Here is a 17,502-nt window from a genome sequence, read left to right on the forward strand (position 1 = left end):
GGGAGCGCGCGGTCAGGCCTGGAAGTGACGGCCGTTGAGCATCGCGTTGCCGAGCGGGGCGAGGGTGTGCAGGACGGCGCTGCCGCGTCGGGTGGTGGCGATGAGGCCGGCCTTGCGCAGCACCGTGGCGTGCTCGCTGGCGGTGGGCTGGGACGCGCCGATGCGTTCGGCCAACTGCCCGGTGGTGCACGGGCCGTCGCCGATGGCGTGGAGGGTTCGGGCCCGGGTGCGTCCGAGGAGCGCGGTCAGGGCGCTGTCGATCCCCTGGCGGGAGGACGTCAGCAGCCCGGCGGCGTCGGTGAGGCCGCGCATGACGGGGAGGAAGACCAGGACGGGTGCCTGCTCGTCGGCGGCGTCCGTGTAGCTGCCCGGCCTGGTGCGGCAGAACGCGGACGGGACCAGCAGCAGGCCCCGCCCCTTCAGCTCGACGGTGCCCGTGACGGCCCCTCGGCCGATCTCCAGGACCGGCGGCTTCCAGCGGAAATCCGGCGGGAGACCGGCGAGCACCGCCTCCGGCCCCTCCTGGGCGAGCGTGAGGGCGTGCCTGGTCTGTTCGGCCCGCAGGCGGGCCGTGATCCGCTGCCAGTGCGGGGCCACGGCGACGCGGTGGACGTCACGCAGGAACCCCAGGAGCTCTTCGCGGTCCGCCCGGTCGTGCGCGATGTCGCCCCAGGCCAGCCCCGCCCACGGAGTCGTGCGGCGCGAGTAGCGGTCCCGGTACTCGACGGCCCCCAGAAGTTCGGTGCTCAGGAGGTCCGCCGGGACCGCGCGCAACGCCTCGATCCCCTCCTCGAAGGACGGTGCGGGGCCGGTGACGGTGAACAGGTCCACGATGGTTTCCCGGAAGAGGGACGAGGCCGGATGGACCGCGGCAGGCGAACGGGCGTGGACCTCCTGCCGCCATCCGCCGAGCACGGCCGCGCTGTCCGGCCGCTGCACGGCCATCAGTGCGTGGAACGTCTCCGTCAGGGGCCCCCAGGTCTGCGCGATCCGGATCCGGGCGAGGTCCTGCGGGGTGAACGTGATGCGTAACACGTGGAGATCTCCCGGGTTCCGTCCGGCTTCCGGCGTCCGGGGCCCATCGTCTCCGGCGCGGCCGGAGGCTTCAAGTGGGCCTCACCACAGGTGTTTTGGCGACGGCCGAAAGGACTGGGACGGTGTCCGTGTCAGCGCCAGGATGGTTCTTGAGGGCGGCAGGGCCGGGATCACGGGAGACAGCCGGATCCCCGGGCCGGAAGGCCGCCCGATTCGAGTAACCACACCCATGGAGGCGTTCATGCGTATTCGTCACGCTCTCGCGGCCACCGCTGTCGGTGCCGCGCTCGCGCTGGGCACCGCGGCCGCACCGGCCCTGGCGGCCGCGCCCGCGCCCGCGCCCGCGCCGGCCTCGTCGGGGGCCACCGTCCAGGCCGTGTACACCTGGCAGCCCACCGGCGAGCTGTTCCGGGTCTACTCGACCTGCAAGGCCCGTGCCTCGTACTACCTGGCGGCGTCCAACGTGAAGGCCTACGAGTGCCGCCCCGAGAACGGCTACTGGGCCGGCTGGGTCTACGCCAGCTGATCGCCCGCACAACGCGTCCGGTGGCGGGGCCTGCCATGAACGCCCCGCCACCGGACGTCCCGCGAGACAGGGGTTGCGTGTCCTTCTCGCCCTGCACGGGGGTGAGGGCGAGGAGGCCGGGCGTGGGCGGCCGAGGACGGCCACCGGGCGTCCCGCGCCCGGGTCCCGCATCCCGCATCCCGCAGCGCCGGAAGGGCCCCGACGGGCATCGCCGGGGCCGCGGCGGTCAGTCGTCGGACTCCAGGGCTTCCTTCACCAGGGATTCCGGCTGGCGGAAGGCGGGCCAGTGGGTGATCCGGGAGAGGCGCTCGACGGCCCAGGTGAGCCAGGCGCTGTCGCCGAGGAGGTGGGCGTTGCCGTCGGCCACGGTGGTGGTCATCAGCTGGGCGGCGAGCAGGAGTTGCCCGCCGTCGTAGGTGCCGGGGTGGCGGTTGAAGGCCAGCCGGTGGTCCTCGTACGGGTCGCGCAGGGTCATGTGGAGGTAGCCGATGCCGGAGCCCGAGGTGGGCAGGAAGCCGGCGAGGCCGTAGGAGGCCGGGTAGCCGTGGTTCCGGGCGAAGCGGCCGATCTGGATGGTGATCCCGGACATCACCCGCGACCAGGCGATCGGTTCGTCCTCGGTGTCACCGGTGTGCTGGACCATGCCGTCCGGCCGCAGTTCGACCCAGCGGCCGTGCGGGCGGGCGGAGTCGCCCACCGCCCAGCGTCCGTCGCGAACTTCCAGCGGCCCGTAGTACTTTCGTTCGTCCCCCATGCGCCCCATTTGATCACCAACGCCCCTGGAACGGAAGGCCGGTGGCGAAGAGTCAGACGATCAGGAGTTCGCCGCAGGATTCGGCGAGCGCGGTGCGGGCGTCGTCGGGGAGGGCGCGGTCGGTGATGAAGCAGTCGAGGTCGGTGAGGGCGGCGAAGCTGCTGAGGCCGACGACGCCCCACTTGGTGTGGTCGGCGACGGCGACGGTGCGGTGCGCGGAGGCGATCAGGGCGCGGTTGGTCTGGGCCTCGGCGAGGTTGGGGGTGGTGAGGCCGGCGTGCTCGCTGACGCCGTGCGCGCCGATGACGAGCAGGTCGACGTGCAGGGAGCGGATGGCCTGGTCGGCGAGCGGGCCGACCAGCGCGGCGGAGCGGGTGGGGGCCCCGCCGGTGAGGAGCAGGGCGGGGGCGTCCTCGCCGCGTTCGGCGGTGTGGGTGCGCAGGAGTTCGGCGACGGGCAGCGAGTTGGTGACGACGGTCAGGCCGGGGACGTCGAGCAGCCGGGCGGCGACGGCGTAGGTGGTGGTGCCGGCCGAGAGGGCGACCACGCTGCCGGGCCGGACCTGCGCGGCGGCGGCCTCGGCGAGCGCGGCCTTGGTGTCGGTCTCCAGGCCGGACTTGGCCTCGAAGGCGGGCTCGTCGGCGGCGGCGGGGCGGGCGACCGCGCCGCCGTGCACCTTGCGGACGGCGCCGGTGCGGGCCAGGGCGTCCAGGTCGCGGCGGACGGTCATGTCGGAGACGCCGAGCCGTTCGACCAGGTCGGCGACCTTGACGGCGCCGTCGCGGCGAACCAGGTCGAGGATGAGCGCCCGTCGCTGGGCGGCGAGCAGTGCGCCGTCGGTCACGCGGTCCTCCGCCCGGGCAGGTGATTGGGGAGCCGTCAGCATAATCGACCACGCGCTTCGCTGTTCGGCTCTGGTGCTGTGTGTTTGAATGTGTTGAATATCCCTCGCCTGCTGGAGTGCCCGATGACCACCGACGCCGCCGACGCCTTCGCCGCCGCCTACGGTGCCGCCCCCGACGGCGTGTGGGCCGCGCCCGGGCGGATCAACGTGATCGGCGAACACACCGACTACAACGAGGGGTTCGTGCTGCCGGCGGCGCTCCCGCACACCACCCGGGTGGCGGCCCGCCGCCGTACCGACGGCCGGATCCGGCTGACCAGCGTGCAGGGCGACGGCAAGGTCACCGAGCTGGCGCTGGACGGGCTCGCGCCGGGCGCGGTGCCGGGCTGGGCGGCCTACCCGGCGGGCGTGTTCTGGGCGTTGGCGCAGGCCGGGCACCCGGTGGGCGGCGCGGACCTGGCGTTCACCTCGGACGTGCCGACCGGCGCGGGCCTGTCCTCCTCGGCGGCGCTGGAGTGCGCCACCGCGATCGCCCTGGACGACCTGTTCGAACTGGGCCTGGACGCCCCGACCAGGGCGCTGCTCGCCCAGCGCGCGGAGAACGACTTCGTGGGCGTGCCGTGCGGCGCGCTCGACCAGATGGCGTCCAGCTGCTGCGTCGCGGGCCACGCGTTCTTCCTGGACACCCGGACGCTGGCCGGCCGCCAGGTGCCGCTGGACCTGCCCGCCGTGGGCCTGTCGCTGCTGGTGATCGACACCCGGGTCAAGCACGACCTGGGCGACGGCGCGTACGCGGCGCTGCGGGCGGGCTGCGAGCGGGCCGCCGGGCTGCTGGGCGTGCGGGCGCTGCGCGACGTCGGCCTCGACGAGCTGGCGGCGGCCGAGCGGAAGCTGCCGGCCGAACTGCGGCCGCTGCTGCGGCACGTGGTGACGGAGGACCAGCGGGTGCTGGACGCCATCCGGCTGCTGGACGCGGGCGAGCCGCGCGCGCTGGGCCCGGTGCTGACGGCGGGGCACGCCTCGCTGCGCGACGACTACCGGGTGTCCTGCCCGGAGACCGACCTCGCGGTGTCGGCGGCGAACGCGGCGGGCGCGCTGGGCGCCCGGATGATGGGCGGCGGCTTCGGCGGCTCGGTGCTGGCCCTGGTCGACACCGACCGGCTGGCGGCCGTCGAGCGGGCGGTGCGGGCCGCCTTCGCCGAGGCCGGGTACCTCGATCCGCTGGTGTTCCCGGCCGTCCCCTCGCAGGGCGCGCACCGCCTCGCCTGAACAGTCGGACCGGCCGGACCGGCCGGAACGACGAAGCCCCGCCCGGGAACTTCCCTTCCCCGGGCGGGGCTTCGCGTCGAGGGGCCGAGGAGCAGGCCTACAGCTCGCGCAGGGTGCGGGCGGCGGTCTCGGGGCGGATGTCGTTCATGAACGCGCCCATGCCGGACTCGGTGCCGGCCAGGTACTTCAGCTTGTCGGCCGTCCGCCGGATGGTGAACAGCTCCAGGTGCAGGGCGAGTTCGGTCTCGGCGGGGCGCGGCGTCTGGTGCCAGGCGGCGATGTAGGGCGCGGGGGCGGGGAACAGCCGGTCGAAGCGGCGCAGCAGGTCGAGGTAGATCCGGGGGAACTCGGCGCGGGCCGGCTCGTCGAGGGCGGTGAGGTCGGCGACCCGGCGGTGGGGGTACAGGTGCACCTCGTAGGGCCAGCGGGCGGCGAACGGGACGAACGCCGTCCAGTGCTCGCCGGCCAGCACGACCCGGGAGTCCGGCCGGCCGGCGGTGGCGCGTTCGGCGGCGAGGACGTCGTCGTACAGGTTGCGGCCGGTGGCCTGCCGGTGGGCGGCGACCTTGGCGAGGGCCTGCGCGGTGCGCGGGGTGACGTACGGGAGGGCGTAGATCTGGCCGTGCGGGTGGCCGAGGGTGACGCCGATGTCCGCGCCGCGGTTCTCGAAGCAGTAGACCTGCCGGACGTCGGGGCGGGCGTGGAGTTCGGCGGTACGGTCCGTCCAGGCGTCGAGGACGAGGCGGGCCTGCTGCTCGGTCAGGTCGGCGAAGGAGGCGCCGTGGTCGGGGGTGAAGCAGACCACCTCGCAGCGTCCGGTGCCGGGCGTGAGCGTGTAGGGCCCGTCCGACCAGGGGGTGACGTGCTGGGCGGAGGAGCCGGCCAGCGACGGGAAGCGGTTCTCGAACACCGCCACCTGGTAGTCGGCGGCGGGCACTTCGCTGAGCCGGCCGTCCCGCGAGGGGCACAGCGGGCACTCGTCGGCCGGCGGGTGGTAGATGCGGCCCTGGCGGTGCGCGGCGATGGCCACGGCGTCGTCGGTGAACGGGTCGACCCGCACCTCGGAGGCGCTCGCCGCCGGCTCCAGCGGCCGCGCGTCGACGGCGTCGCGCACCGCGGGCTCGGCGTCGAAGTAGATCAGCTCCCGGCCGTCGGCCAGCTTGGTCACCGTCTTGTGCACGGCGGCGCTCCCTTGAGATTCGACCATCACATCAAACATTTTCGAACATGAAGCACCGCAATGCAACACTCGGCCCTGGCGGGTCGCCGCCGGGGCGCTCTGTCCCACCTCGGCCCCCGCTGCGGGGATTGTCCGTCCGGTCGGTTAGAGTCCGATCCGAAAGTCCGATATTCCAGGGGGAGTTCAGATGTTCAAGACCGGACGTACGCTGCTCGCCGCCTCCGCCGTCGTGCTGGCGCTGACCGCGACGGCGTGCGGCAGCAAGGGCGGGGACAGCAAGGCCGCGGGCGCCGACCAGCCGACGAGCAGCAAGAGCGCCGGCGGCGACGCGGCCAAGGAGCTGACGCCCGCCGCGATGCTCGCGATGGTCGGCGAGAAGACCAGCGCGGCCAAGTCCGCCAAGACCGAGGCCACCATGCAGGTCGGCACCACGCAGAGCAGCAGCCTGAAGGGCGCCATCTCCTGGGAGCACGGCCTCAAGGGCGAGCTGAGCGGCACCATGGGGGGTGCGATGGCGGCGAACCTCGCCAAGGCCGGCGGCGACGGCACCTTCACCGCGCGCTACCTCGAAGACGCGATGTACGTGAACATGGGCGCGGGCATGGCCGCCCAGCTCGGCGGCGCGCACTGGATCAAGTACGGCTACGCGGACCTCGCGAAGCTGATGGGCGCGGCCGGCGACAGCATGAAGAACCAGCTGCAGAACGCCGACCCCGTCACCTCGGTGCGCGCGCTGATCGCCTCCGGCAAGGTCACCGAGGCCGGCACCGAGACCGTGAACGGCGCCAAGGCCACCAAGTACACCGGCGACCTCTCCGCGGCCGACCTCGCGACGGCCGCCAGCAAGGGCCTCACCCAGGAGCAGGCGGACGCCCTGCAGAAGCAGTTCACCACCGCCGGGATCACCAGCGACCACATCGAGGTCTGGGTGAACGCCGACAACCTGCTGGTGAAGAAGGTCGAGAAGATGCAGAGCAAGGCCGGCGAGGTCACCTCGACGGCGGTCTACTCCGACTACGGCACCCCGGTGGCGACCAGCGCCCCGAGCGAGAGCGACACGGTGGACTTCGCCAAGCTCGTCGCGGGCGCGAAGGGCTGACCGCACCGAGCACGGAACGCCCCGGGACGGACGATCCGTCCCGGGGCGTTCGGCGTCCCGTCGCTCGCGGGGGCTACTTCTTCTTCGGCGCCGGCTTGTCCTTGAGGCGCTGCGCCTCCTTGCGGACCTCCGCCTGGATGGTGCGCTCGCGCTGCAGCCAGTCCGGGTTCTCCTCGCGCAGGGCGTCGATCTGCTCGGAGGTGAGGGCCTCGGTGACGCCGGCCCGGTTCAGGCCGGTGACGGAGATGCCGAGGCGGGCGGCGACCACCTGGCGCGGGTGCGGGCCGTTGCGGCGCAGGTCGGCGAGCCACTGCGGCGGGGTGGACTGCATGGTGTTGAGCTCGTCGCGGGTGACGACGCCCGCCTGGAACTCGGCGGGGGTCGCCGCCAGGTAGATCCCCAGCTTCTTGGCCGCGGTCGCGGGCTTCATGGTCTGGGTGCTCTTGGGCTTGGGCGTAGTCATGCACCAAGGGTATAGGGAGTGCGCACCTGCCCAGGTCACGGTGGGTAGCCTGGACGGTGTGACCGAGATCGAGCAGCCCTCCGCTTCCTTCCGCCTGGTGTACGTGCCGGGCGTGACCCCGACCAAGTGGCTGCGGGTGTGGGGTGAGCGGCTGCCCGACGTCCCGCTGGAACTGCTGCAGTCGACGCCCGCCGCCGGGCACGAGCTGCTGCTGTCGGGCGGCGCGGACGCGGGCCTGGTGCGGCTGCCGGTGGACCGGACGGTGCTGAGCGCCATCCCGCTGTACACCGAGACGACCGTGGTGGTGTTCCCGAAGGACCACTGGCTGGCCGCCGCCGAGGAGGTCTCGGTGGCGGACCTGGCCGAGGAGGTCGTCTTCCACCCGCAGGACGACGTGCTGCACTGGCCGGACGACGCGCTGCCGGGCCGTCCGGCCTTCGAGCGGCCGGCCACCACCGGCGACGCGATCGAGCTGGTGGCGGCCAACGTCGGCGTGCTGGCGGTGCCGCAGTCGCTGGCCCGGCTGCACCACCGGCGCGACCTGACCTACCGCACGCTGGCGGACGTCCCGCAGTCGCAGGTGGCGCTGGCCTGGCCGGAGGCGGCGACCACCGACCTGGTCGAGGAGTTCATCGGCATCGTGCGCGGCCGCACCGCCAACAGCTCGCGCGGCCGGGCCGCCGCCGAGCCGGCGAAGAAGCAGCCCGCGGCGAAGAAGGCCCCCGCCAGGGCGCAGCAGAAGCCGCAGCAGCGGTCGCGGACCGCCCAGCGCGGCGCGGCGCCCCGGCAGGGCCAGGGCCAGGCGAAGCGCGGCCGCAAGCGGTAGCCCTCCCGGCGGCGTCCCGGCGGCCCGGCGTCCCGGCGGCGTCCCGGCGTCCCGCCCGCGTCGCCGCAGGTGGCGCGGTGTGGCCCGGACGGCGGTCGGCGGGCATGCTGGCCGTACCGACCGAGGAGAGAAGCCACCATGGTGCACGCACGGGCCGGGCAGCCGGCGCAGCCGCAGGACCTGATCGACGTCGCCCGGCTGGTGACGGCCTACTACGCGCTGCATCCGGACCCGGCGGAGGTCGGGCAGCGGGTGGCGTTCGGCACCTCGGGGCACCGGGGCTCGTCGGCGCGGACGGCGTTCAACGAGGACCACATCGCGGCGACGGCGCAGGCGATCTGCGACTACCGGGCCGAGCAGGGCACCACGGGGCCGCTGTTCCTCGGCATCGACACCCACGCGCTGTCGGAGCCGGCCCGGGTGACCACCCTGGAGGTGTTAGCGGCGAACGGGGTGACGGTGCTGCTGGACCCGGCGGACGGGTACACGCCGACGCCCGCCGTCTCGCACGCCGTCCTGGCGCACAACCGGACGCTGCCGGCGGCGCTCGCGGACGGCATCGTGGTGACGCCTTCGCACAACCCGCCGTCCGACGGCGGGTTCAAGTACAACCCGCCGCACGGCGGCCCCGCGGACTCGGCGGCGACCGGCTGGATCGAGCGGCGCGCCAACGAGCTGCTGGCGGGCGGGTCGAAGGAGGTGCGGCGGATCGGGTACGCGCGCGCGCTGGCGGCCGACACCACCGGCCGCTACGACTTCCTGGGCGCCTACGTGGACGACCTGCCGGCCGTGCTCGACCTGGACGCGGTGCGGTCGGCGGGGGTGCGGATCGGCGCGGACCCGCTGGGCGGCGCGTCGGTGGCGTACTGGGGGCGGATCGCGGAGACCCACCGCCTCGACCTGACGGTGGTCAACCCGCTGACCGATCCGACCTGGCGGTTCATGACGCTGGACTGGGACGGCAAGATTCGGATGGACTGCTCCTCCCCGTACGCGATGGCCTCGCTGATCGACCGGCGCGACGAGTTCACGCTGGCCACCGGCAACGACGCGGACGCCGACCGGCACGGCATCGTCACGCCGGACGGCGGCCTGATGAACCCCAACCACTATCTTGCGGTGGCGATCGACTACCTGTACCGCCACCGGGAGGGCTGGCCGGCCGCGGCGGCGGTCGGCAAGACGCTGGTGTCCTCCTCGATGATCGACCGGGTGGCGGGCGCGCTGGGCCGGGAGCTGCTCGAAGTGCCGGTCGGCTTCAAGTGGTTCGTGGAGGGGCTGCTGAACGGCTCGGTGGCGTTCGGCGGCGAGGAGTCGGCCGGGGCGTCGTTCCTGCGCCGCAACGGCACGCCGTGGAGCACCGACAAGGACGGCATCCTGCTGGCGCTGCTGGCGTCCGAGATCACCGCCGTCACCGGCCGCACCCCGTCCGAGCACTACCGCGAGCTGACGTCCCGGCACGGCGACCCGGTGTACGCCCGGGTGGACGCGCCCGCCGACCGGGAGCAGAAGGCCGCGCTGGCGGCGCTGGACGCCTCCCGGGTGACGGCCTCGGAGCTGGCCGGCGAGCGGATCACCGGGGTGCTGACCGAGGCCCCGGGCAACGGCGCGGCGATCGGCGGCCTGAAGGTCCGCACCGAGAACGCCTGGTTCGCGGCCCGGCCCTCCGGCACCGAGGACGTGTACAAGATCTACGCCGAGAGCTTCCTGGGGGCCGACCACCTGGCGAAGGTCCAGGAGGAGGCCCGCGGCCTGGTGGGCGAGGTGCTGGGGGCGTCCTGACGCGGCGACGGCCCGCCGGAGGCGTCTTCGGCGGGCCGTCGGTGGCGGTTCGGGTCAGTGTTGGCGGCGCAGGTGGGCGTGCAGGCCCTCCAGGACGTCGGCGGCCTGGGGTTCGCCGATCTCGCGGCACCAGGCGGCGGCCTGCTCCAGCCGGGTCAGGGCGTCCTGGGCGCGGCCGAGGCCGTTGCTCTCGATCAGGGCCGCGTAGCGGATCGATTCGGCGCGGGAGAGCCGGCCCTCGGGGCCGACGGCGCCGAACGCCTCGATCGCCAGCTCCATCTCGGCGAGGGCCTCCTCGGGGCGCCGGAGGCCGGCCAGGGTGCGGGCGCGGGTGTCGTGCAGGGTGCCTTCGGGGCTTTCGGCACTGAGCGCGGGGCCGTCCCCCCGGGCGGCCTCGACCACCTCGGCCGCCTCGGCGAGCCGGGCGAGGGCGTCGTCCTGGCCGTCCGGGCCGTGCGTGTCGGCGGTGAGCCGGGCGAGCACCAGCAGCATGTCGAAGACCGCGTCGGCGTGGGGCGCGGTGCGGTGGCTGTCGAGGGCGCGCTGCCGGGCGAGGTCGGCGGCGGGCCACTGGCCGGCCCGGGCGAGCGAGACGGTGGCCCCGCAGGCGGCCAGGGTGTGCGTCTGCGGCTCGTCGTGGGCCGCGGCGAACTCGGCGAGGTGCAGGAACTCCTCAGCGGCGGCCCGGTGTTCGTCGAGTTCGTGCAGGACGTGGGCGAGGCCCTGCCGGATGTGGATCTGCTCGCGGACGTCGAGTGCGGCGAAGCCGGGCTCCAGGCGGACGGACTCCAGCACTTCGGCGGCGTCGGCGAACCGGCCGGCGGCGGCCAGCACCTGGCCGAGCCGGCCGCGGACGGAGGCGGCCTCCGCCTCCTCCCCGGCCTGGTCGAGGCGGGCGGCGGCCTCGGTGAGGACGCGGGCGGCGGCGTCGAAGGCGCCGCGGCCGAGGTGCACCCGGGCCAGCACCAGGTGCGCCCGGGTCGCGGTGCGGTCGCCGTGCTGCGCGGCGACCTGCAGGGAGCGGTGGGCGAGTTCCTCGGCCCGGTCCGGCTCGTCGGCGTCCAGGGCGTGTTCGGCCTGCCAGGCGTGGACGGCGACCAGCTTCCACGGGACGCCCGCGGCCTCGATCCGGCGCTCGGCCTGCCGGAGCAGCTCGGCGCTCTCCGCCTTGCGGCCGGTCAGGAAGTAGGCGCGGAGCAGGAGTTGGTGGGCGCCGATCTCGGTGAGCGCGTCGCCCTGCCGGACGGCCTCCTCGCGCAGGCGGGCGACGGCGGCCTCGGAGCGGGTGAGGTCGCGCTGCTCGTCGGCGTCGGTGTCGCGGATCTCCGGCAGGTCCTGGCGGAGGGCGGTGACGGCCTTGGCGTACAGCACGGTGGTCAGGGCGTCGCCGGCCCGGGTGGCCCCGGCCTCGGCGAGTTCGCGGACCCGCTGTTCGAACCGGTCGAGTTCCGCCGTGACGTCGGTGCCTTCGGTGCCGGTGCCTTCGGTGTCGGTGACGGCGGTTCCGGTGCCGGCGTCCGGCTTGGACAGCGACACTGCCAGGGCGCGGCAGGCGAGGGCCTGGGCGGGGCGGTCGGCCTGTTCGAAGTGCTCGGCGGCCTCGGTGAGGTGGGCGGCCAGTTCGGCGTCGGGCCGGCCCTCGCGGCGGGCGCGCTGTTCGGCGAGCTCGGCGCGCAGCAGGGCGAGCGACCCGAGCTCGGCGTCGTCGGGGTGCCGGTAGTCGTCGGCGGTGGCGATGGCGTCGATGCGCCGCCACAGCGCGGCCGCCTCGGGGTGCCGCTGATCGTGCAACTCGCGGGCGCGGACGACGAGTTCGACGAACGTCCCGCTGCCGGCGGGGGCGGCTCCGACGGGCTGCGCGGGGGCGGGGGCCGGGGCCGGGGTGGCGGCGCGCAGCCCGAGGGCGAGCGGCTCGGCGAGCAGCGGGGTGCGGGCCAGGCGCTCGCGGCGGGCGTCGCCGACGGCGGTGGTGCCGTTGCGGGCGTCGAAGCGGGCGGCCAGCGCGTCGCCCTCGGCGGCGAGTTCGGCGAGCAGCTCGGCGGCGGTGTGCCGGGCGCCGGGCGGGCCGGCCACGGGGACGTCGCCGTGGCCGGTGGCGTCGAGGCGGGCGAGCAGCTGCTGGGCGCCGGTGAGGAAGTGCAGGCGGGCCAGCGGGTCGCCGTGCTGGTCGAACAGGTCGCGGTTGTCGGCGAGGATCTCCAGGCCGCGCGGTTCGTTGCCGGTCAGCGCGCAGAACTCCAGGTGCAGGCCGATCTCCTCGGCGGCGCGGGAGCGGCCGCGGGCCCACCGGTAGCCGGCCAGGTGGGCGGAGCGGGCGTCGTCGGCGCGGCCGGCCCGCAGCAGCGGCAGCAGCGCGTGGGCGCGGCTGACGTGCGGCTCCTCGGCGCAGGAGTGTTCGCCGTCGAACACCGGCTGCCAGATCTCCAGGGCCCGCCGGTCGTCGCCGAGGCGGACGAAGTGCCGTGCCTGGGCGCGCAGTTCGCAGGCCCGGCAGTCGCTGAGCGCGGAGCGGACCCGGCCGGCCCACAGGTCGAAGGCCGGCTCGGCGCCCTGGCCGGTGTGCGCGGCGAGGTGGTACTGCTCGCCGTAGTACGGCTGGAGGTCGTGCCCGGCGGTGCGGTAGTGCTCGCGCAGTTCGCCGTGCCAGCGGCGGACGGCCTCCAGCGGGACGTCGGGGACGCTGCGCAGGGCGTTCGCGACCCACTTGTAGCGCCAGTCGGCGGCGCGTTCGGCCCAGCCGTCGAAGCCTTCGGGGTGCTTCTTGCGCAGGGTGGCGACGCGGGCGAAGACGACCGGGAGCTTGCGCCGTTCGGCGTCGTACTCGTAGGCCTCCATCAGGTCGAGGAGGGCGTAGGCGAGCAGCTCGGGGTCGTCGAACTGCTCGGCGGCGTCGACGAGTTCCTCGGCGGTGACGGTACGCTGCCGGCCGTGCGGCTGTTCGTCGTTGGCGCGCAGGGCGGCGCGGACGGCGTCAATGGTGTCGAGCATCACGGCTCCCGGTGCGGCGCGGTCGGCTCGTGGCCGAGCATCGCGTGGTCGAGCAGGGCGAGGAACGAGCGGTTGAGCAGGGCGGACTCGCTTGCCTTGAGCGGGCGGCGGGTGAGCAGCAGGGCCTGGCCGTAGAGCGCTTCCACGGTGGTGGTGGCGAGTTCGGGGTGGCGGATCTGGGCGGCCCGGCGGACCAGCGGGTTGAGGTGGTTGAGGACGAGTTGGGCGCGCGGCGCGGAGCTGCCCAGCGAGCCGAGGATGTCGGCCCACAACCCGTCGGACTGGTCGGCGAGTTGGGTGCGGGTGCGTTCGTGCCGGGCTTCCCGGTCGTCGAGCAGCAGGGCGGGGGCGCTGCTGGGGTGGAAGGTGCGCAGCGCGACGTCGCAGTCGAAGCGGCCGAGCACCTCGCGGGCGCTGGCGAGGAACGCGGCGGCGGCGAGTTCGGTGGCGGGGTCGACGTTGTCGAGGTGCGCGGTGACGGTGGCCGGGTCGAGGTCGGCGACGGTGGAGCCGGGGCGGATCTCGGGCAGCCGGTGCACCAGGTCGCGGTCGTAGGTGTAGCCGCCGTTGACGACGCCGAGGCCGGCGGCGCCGGCGATCGGGGCGACCTGGCGGAACTCCTCGACGGTGCGGGTGACCAGGATGACGGGGTGCGCGCGGGCGAACTCGTCGAGGGTGACGTTGCCGTCGGTGGTCTCGAACGGCAGCCAGGGCAGCAGCATCCGCAGCAGCTGGTCGTCGTGCCGGGCCAGCGACTTGACGGCCAGGTGGTGGATCGACAGGAAACGGTGCAGCAGCGCCGGGTCGCTGGCGGACAGGCCGGTCAGCCAGTCGCGGATGCGCAGGCCGAGCGCCTCGCGGACGGCGGCGAGGGTCTCGTCGGCGTACAGCGCCTCGCGGGAGGCGGTCGGGCGCAGGCGTTCGGCGTCGACCACGCAGCGCACGAAGAACGCCCAGTCGGGGAGCAGTTCGTCGGCCTGGTCGGAGAGCAGCATGCCCTTGAGGTGCACCCGGTGCCCGGCGCGGCGCGACGGCGGGACGGCGTCGGGCAGCACGTAGGCGACGCCGCTCAGGCCGACCAGCGGCAGGTCCAGGTCGATGACGTCGAGCGGGGTGAAGTCGAAGGTGTCGCGGCAGTGCGCGGTGAGCGCCTCGCGGCGGGCCGCCGGGGTGTCGTGGCGGCGGGCCCACGGGGTCGGGGTCTCGTTGATCCGGGTGGAGCGGCCGGCCCCGTCGACCACCGTCACCTCGTGGCGCAGCAGGCTGCCGTAGTGGCGGGCGAGTTCGGTGACCCGGCGGGGGGACGTCCACTCGGCGGCGTCGGCGCGCGGGGTCAGCGTCACGGTGGTGCCGGGCTGGGGGCGGGCGGAGGCGGGCAGCGTGGTGATGGTGTAGCGGCCGTCGGAGCGGCCGCGCCACTCGATCACCGGCGCGTCGGGGGTGCGGGCCGAGCGGGTGCGGACGGTGATCTCGTCGGCGACCACGAAGCAGGCCAGCAGGCCGATGCCGAACTGGCCGATGAACTCGGCCCGCGCGTCGGCGAGTTGGCCGGCGTCCAGGACGCCGTCCGGGGTGCGCTTGGAGCTGCGGCCGATGGTGGCGAGGAAGGTGTGCACGTCGGCCTCGGTCAGGCCGACGCCGGTGTCCGAGACGGAGAACTCGTCGCCGGTGGTGACGGTGATCGCGGCCGGCGCGGCCGGGTCGAGCTGCCGGCGGGCGGTGATCGCGTCGACCGCGTTCTGCAGCAGCTCGCGCAGGTAGACGCGCGGGCTGGAGTACAGGTGGTGGGAGAGCAGGTCGACCAGGCCGCGCAGGTCCACCTGGAAGGTGTGCGCGCTGGAGTCGTTCGGGGTCACCGGGCGGGGTCCTTCGCTTCGGGAGTCGGTACTGCGGCGTTCGGTGCTGCGGCGTTCGGTACTGCGACGTTCGGTGCTGCGGTGGTGCTCCGGGGTCACCGCGCGGCGGCGGCGCGGCGGCTGGTGAAGACGGCCACCGGGTCGCCGAGGTAGCTCCACGGGGACTTGGTGGCGCGGCCTTCGAGTTCGCTGAACACCCGGTGGGCGGCGGCGTGTTCGCCGCACAGCGAGAACGCCATGGCGAACGTGTTGTGCGCGCCGATCCAGGTCCGGTCGCGGACGGCGTCGGGGTGCCAGATCGAGCGCTCGGCGGCCTCGTGCAGCGAACGGGCCACGGCCGGGCCGGACATGTAGCGGCTGTCGTCGCCCCGGTCGAGGGCCAGCCAGTGCTCGATGTGCGCGTAGGCCACGATCTCGCCGATCCGGCTGCCCTCGGGCGCGGCGAGCATCGACTCGCGGGCGAAGGCGTGCATCTGCTCGTGCGAGCCGCCCCACTTCTCGCACTGCTGCTGCAACCGCTGCCGGTAGGACGCCGGGTGGTGCGGGACACGGCGGACGGCGGCCTCGAAGCGGTGCGTCGCGACCTCCTTCGGGACGGAGATCCCGCGCCCGCTGACCTGCAGGAAGTACCAGGGGCCGAGCCAGTCGGGCTCCCGCTCGGCGACCTCGAACAGCTGCCCCTCGGCGCGTTCCAGCCGCTCGCCGAACACCTTCCACTGGTCGGCGCCGACGTACTTGGCCTGCGCGCTGCTGCGGGCCTCCCAGCCCCAGACCAGCTGCCGGGCGCCGGAGACCAGCAGCGCGAGGGAGTCGTCGGGGTGCTGCTCGACGGCGCGGGCGAGCCAGCCCTCGGCGCCGGTCAGGTCGCTGACGGTGTCGACCATGGTGACCAGGTCGGCCTGGTCGCGGGCCTGCTCCAGGACGGCCCGCACCCCCGGCCAGTCGCCGGCCCGGCCGCGCTCCAGCAGCAGCGCCAGCTCCGGGTCGCCGAACGCCGGGTCGAGCGTGGTCCCGCCCCCGGCGCGCCGCTTCGTCAGCCTGTCGAACAGCCCCATCCCCGGTCCCCTTGTGCCGTGCCGATCCGCGGGGCCGCCGTGAGGCCGCCCCGGACGGAGATTCCTATCACGTCCGTGCGACAGGTGTGCGAATGATTTCGCGACTGCGGGGTAGGGGGCCTCGTTCACGGCGCTGCGCGGACCGTCGGACGTGGCGGGTGTGCGGGCCCGGGCGGGCGGCGCCGCTCAGGCCCGGCCGGACGGTGTCGTTCAGGCCCCGCCGGACGGCGCCGCTCAGGCTCGGCCGGCGATCCGGTCGGCGAGGGCGGCGAGCGGGGAGGTGGCGGCGCGCTCGTGGCGGTCCGCGTGCCGGTAGAGGGCGTACAGCGTGTGGACGCCGAGCCAGCGCAGCGGTTCCGGCTCCCAGCGGCGCACCCGGTGGCCGACCCAGGGCAGGTCGGTCAGCTCGGTCCGTCCACCCAGGCCGAGTTGACGGAGCGTCAGGTCACGCAGGGTGCGCCCGGCCAGGTTGGCGGTGGCGACGCCGCTGCCGACGTAGCCGCCCGCGAAGCCGAGACCGGTGGCGGGGTCGAGGTCGACGGTGGCGCACCAGTCGCGGGGGACGCCGAGCACGCCCGACCAGGCGTGGTCGATCCGGGCCCCGGCCGCCGCCGGGAACATCCGGCCCAGCACGTCCCGGAGTTGGGCGATCGTGCCGGCGGGAGTCGCGCCGTCCTGGTCGATCCGCGAACCGTAGCGGTACGGGCGGCCGCGGCCGCCCAGCGCGATCCGGTCGTCGGCGGTGCGCTGCGCGTACATGTAGGCGTGCGCCTCGTCGCCGAGCACCTCGCGGCCCTGCCAGCCGATCGCCTCCCACACCTCGGGCGGCAGCGGCTCGGTGGCGATCATCGAGGAGTTCATCGGCAGCCAACTGCGCTTCTGGCCGGGCAGGTTGGCGGTGAATCCCTCGGTGCAGCGGAGCACCACGCGGGCCGTGACGCCGCCCTGCGCGGTGGCGGCCCGGCCCGGCGCGATCGCGGTGACGCGGGTCGACTCGTGGATCCGCACGCCCAGCCGTTCGGCGGCCGCCGCCAGCCCGACCACCAGCTTCGCCGGGTGCACCCGCGCCCCGTTCGGCGTCCACGTCGCGCCCAACGCGCCTGGCACGTAGAGCCGTTCGGCGGTCTGCGCGGCGTCCAGCAGCTGCACATCGTCCGCGCCGAACGCCTGCTCGTGCGCGAACCGCTCCTTCAGCCTGGCCAGTTGGGCGGGCGTGGTGGCCAGTTCCAGCACCCCGCCGCGGTGCGCGTCGCAGTCGATGCCCTCCGTCGCGGCCACCCGCAGGGTCTCCGACACCGTGGCGTTCATGGCGAGTTGGAGCCGCCGCGCGGCGTCCTCGCCGTGCAGCCGGGCGTACCGGCCGCGCCCGGCGATCCCGTTGTACAGCCATCCGCCGTTGCGCCCGGAGGCCCCGTACCCGCAGAACTCGGCCTCCAGCAGGACCACTTCGAGCTCGGGCGCGGCCTGCTTCAGGTAGTACGCGGCCCACAGCCCGGTGTACCCGCCGCCGACCACGCAGACGTCCGCCCGCACCTCCCCCACCGACGCGGGCCGCCGCTCGGGCAGCCCGGTCGCCGCGTACCAGAAGGAGACTCCGCCGTTGACCGTGGCCATCTGTCCGATCCGCCTTCCGTGAGCTGCGCCGACGCGTGCTGGGACGCTACGCGGCCCGCCCGCGCCCGGGCAACGGACACCGTGTCAGACTGCCCCGATCGGGCCTGACACGGTGTCCGCCCGTCGCCCTCGCCCGACCCCGGCCCCGGGCCCGGGCCCACCAGGATGTCCTGCTTCCCGGACGACGCCCGGCGGTGCCCACGCGGCAGCG

The 17,502-nt window shown here is 74.7% G+C and carries 14 protein-coding genes; 5 read left to right on the forward strand and 9 right to left on the reverse strand.

What is annotated here, in order from left to right; translation table 11 throughout:
* Positions 1-12: 12 nt before the first annotated feature.
* Positions 13-1,035, reverse strand: a complete 1,023-nt coding sequence (locus ACWEMJ_RS00980; RefSeq protein ID WP_452134783.1) for a MarR family transcriptional regulator — start codon at positions 1,033-1,035, stop codon at positions 13-15.
* A 241-nt stretch (positions 1,036-1,276) separates the two neighbouring features.
* Between ACWEMJ_RS00980 and ACWEMJ_RS00985 the strand changes: the two genes are divergently transcribed.
* Positions 1,277-1,561: a hypothetical protein gene (locus ACWEMJ_RS00985; protein WP_452134784.1), complete on the forward strand. Its 285-nt coding sequence runs from the start codon at positions 1,277-1,279 to the stop codon at positions 1,559-1,561.
* Between the two features lie 226 nt (positions 1,562-1,787).
* On the opposite strand, the gene ACWEMJ_RS00990 is transcribed toward ACWEMJ_RS00985, so the two are convergent.
* Positions 1,788-2,315 (reverse strand): hypothetical protein, encoded by a 528-nt coding sequence (locus tag ACWEMJ_RS00990; RefSeq protein WP_452134785.1) that lies wholly within the window; start codon positions 2,313-2,315, stop codon positions 1,788-1,790.
* 52 nt (positions 2,316-2,367) lie between these two features.
* A complete protein-coding gene (locus tag ACWEMJ_RS00995) occupies positions 2,368-3,159 on the reverse strand; it encodes a DeoR/GlpR family DNA-binding transcription regulator (protein ID WP_452134786.1) in 792 nt (263 codons plus the stop codon).
* 123 nt (positions 3,160-3,282) lie between these two features.
* On the opposite strand from ACWEMJ_RS00995, the gene galK reads away from it, so the two are divergent.
* Positions 3,283-4,428, forward strand: a complete 1,146-nt coding sequence (galK, locus tag ACWEMJ_RS01000; protein WP_452134787.1) for a galactokinase — start codon at positions 3,283-3,285, stop codon at positions 4,426-4,428.
* Positions 4,429-4,525: 97 nt separating this feature from the next.
* Here the strand turns inward: galK and galT are convergent, their stop codons facing one another.
* The gene (galT, locus tag ACWEMJ_RS01005; RefSeq protein ID WP_452134788.1) at positions 4,526-5,608 is read right to left on the reverse strand and encodes a galactose-1-phosphate uridylyltransferase; all 1,083 of its coding nucleotides are present in this window, start codon (positions 5,606-5,608) and stop codon (positions 4,526-4,528) included.
* A gap of 187 nt (positions 5,609-5,795) precedes the next feature.
* Here galT and ACWEMJ_RS01010 point away from each other — a divergent pair, with 187 nt between their 5' ends.
* Positions 5,796-6,707: a hypothetical protein gene (locus ACWEMJ_RS01010; RefSeq protein ID WP_452134789.1), complete on the forward strand. Its 912-nt coding sequence runs from the start codon at positions 5,796-5,798 to the stop codon at positions 6,705-6,707.
* Positions 6,708-6,780: 73 nt separating this feature from the next.
* On the opposite strand, the gene ACWEMJ_RS01015 is transcribed toward ACWEMJ_RS01010, so the two are convergent.
* On the reverse strand, positions 6,781-7,170 hold the full coding sequence (locus ACWEMJ_RS01015; RefSeq protein ID WP_452134790.1) for a DUF5997 family protein: 390 nt from the start codon (positions 7,168-7,170) through the stop codon (positions 6,781-6,783).
* A gap of 58 nt (positions 7,171-7,228) precedes the next feature.
* Between ACWEMJ_RS01015 and ACWEMJ_RS01020 the strand changes: the two genes are divergently transcribed.
* A complete protein-coding gene (locus tag ACWEMJ_RS01020; RefSeq protein WP_452134791.1) occupies positions 7,229-7,996 on the forward strand; it encodes a LysR family substrate-binding domain-containing protein in 768 nt (255 codons plus the stop codon).
* 138 nt (positions 7,997-8,134) lie between these two features.
* The gene (gene pgm, locus ACWEMJ_RS01025) at positions 8,135-9,778 is read left to right on the forward strand and encodes a phosphoglucomutase (alpha-D-glucose-1,6-bisphosphate-dependent) (RefSeq protein WP_452134792.1); all 1,644 of its coding nucleotides are present in this window, start codon (positions 8,135-8,137) and stop codon (positions 9,776-9,778) included.
* A gap of 54 nt (positions 9,779-9,832) precedes the next feature.
* Here the strand turns inward: pgm and ACWEMJ_RS01030 are convergent, their stop codons facing one another.
* From ACWEMJ_RS01030 to ACWEMJ_RS01045, 4 genes are all read right to left on the reverse strand, one after another.
* Positions 9,833-12,766: a hypothetical protein gene (locus ACWEMJ_RS01030; RefSeq protein ID WP_452134793.1), complete on the reverse strand. Its 2,934-nt coding sequence runs from the start codon at positions 12,764-12,766 to the stop codon at positions 9,833-9,835.
* Entirely contained in the window at positions 12,766-14,622 is a 1,857-nt protein-coding gene (locus ACWEMJ_RS01035) for an HSP90 family protein (RefSeq protein WP_452134794.1), read from the reverse strand. The genes ACWEMJ_RS01030 and ACWEMJ_RS01035 overlap by 1 nt, the downstream gene beginning before the upstream one ends.
* A gap of 95 nt (positions 14,623-14,717) precedes the next feature.
* Entirely contained in the window at positions 14,718-15,677 is a 960-nt protein-coding gene (locus ACWEMJ_RS01040) for a hypothetical protein (protein ID WP_452134795.1), read from the reverse strand.
* 234 nt (positions 15,678-15,911) lie between these two features.
* Positions 15,912-17,291, reverse strand: coding sequence for an NAD(P)/FAD-dependent oxidoreductase (locus ACWEMJ_RS01045; RefSeq protein WP_452134796.1), 1,380 nt, complete (start codon positions 17,289-17,291; stop codon positions 15,912-15,914).
* Between the last annotated feature and the right edge of the window lie 211 nt (positions 17,292-17,502).

The sequence above is a fragment of the Kitasatospora sp. NPDC004531 genome (assembly GCF_053602195.1).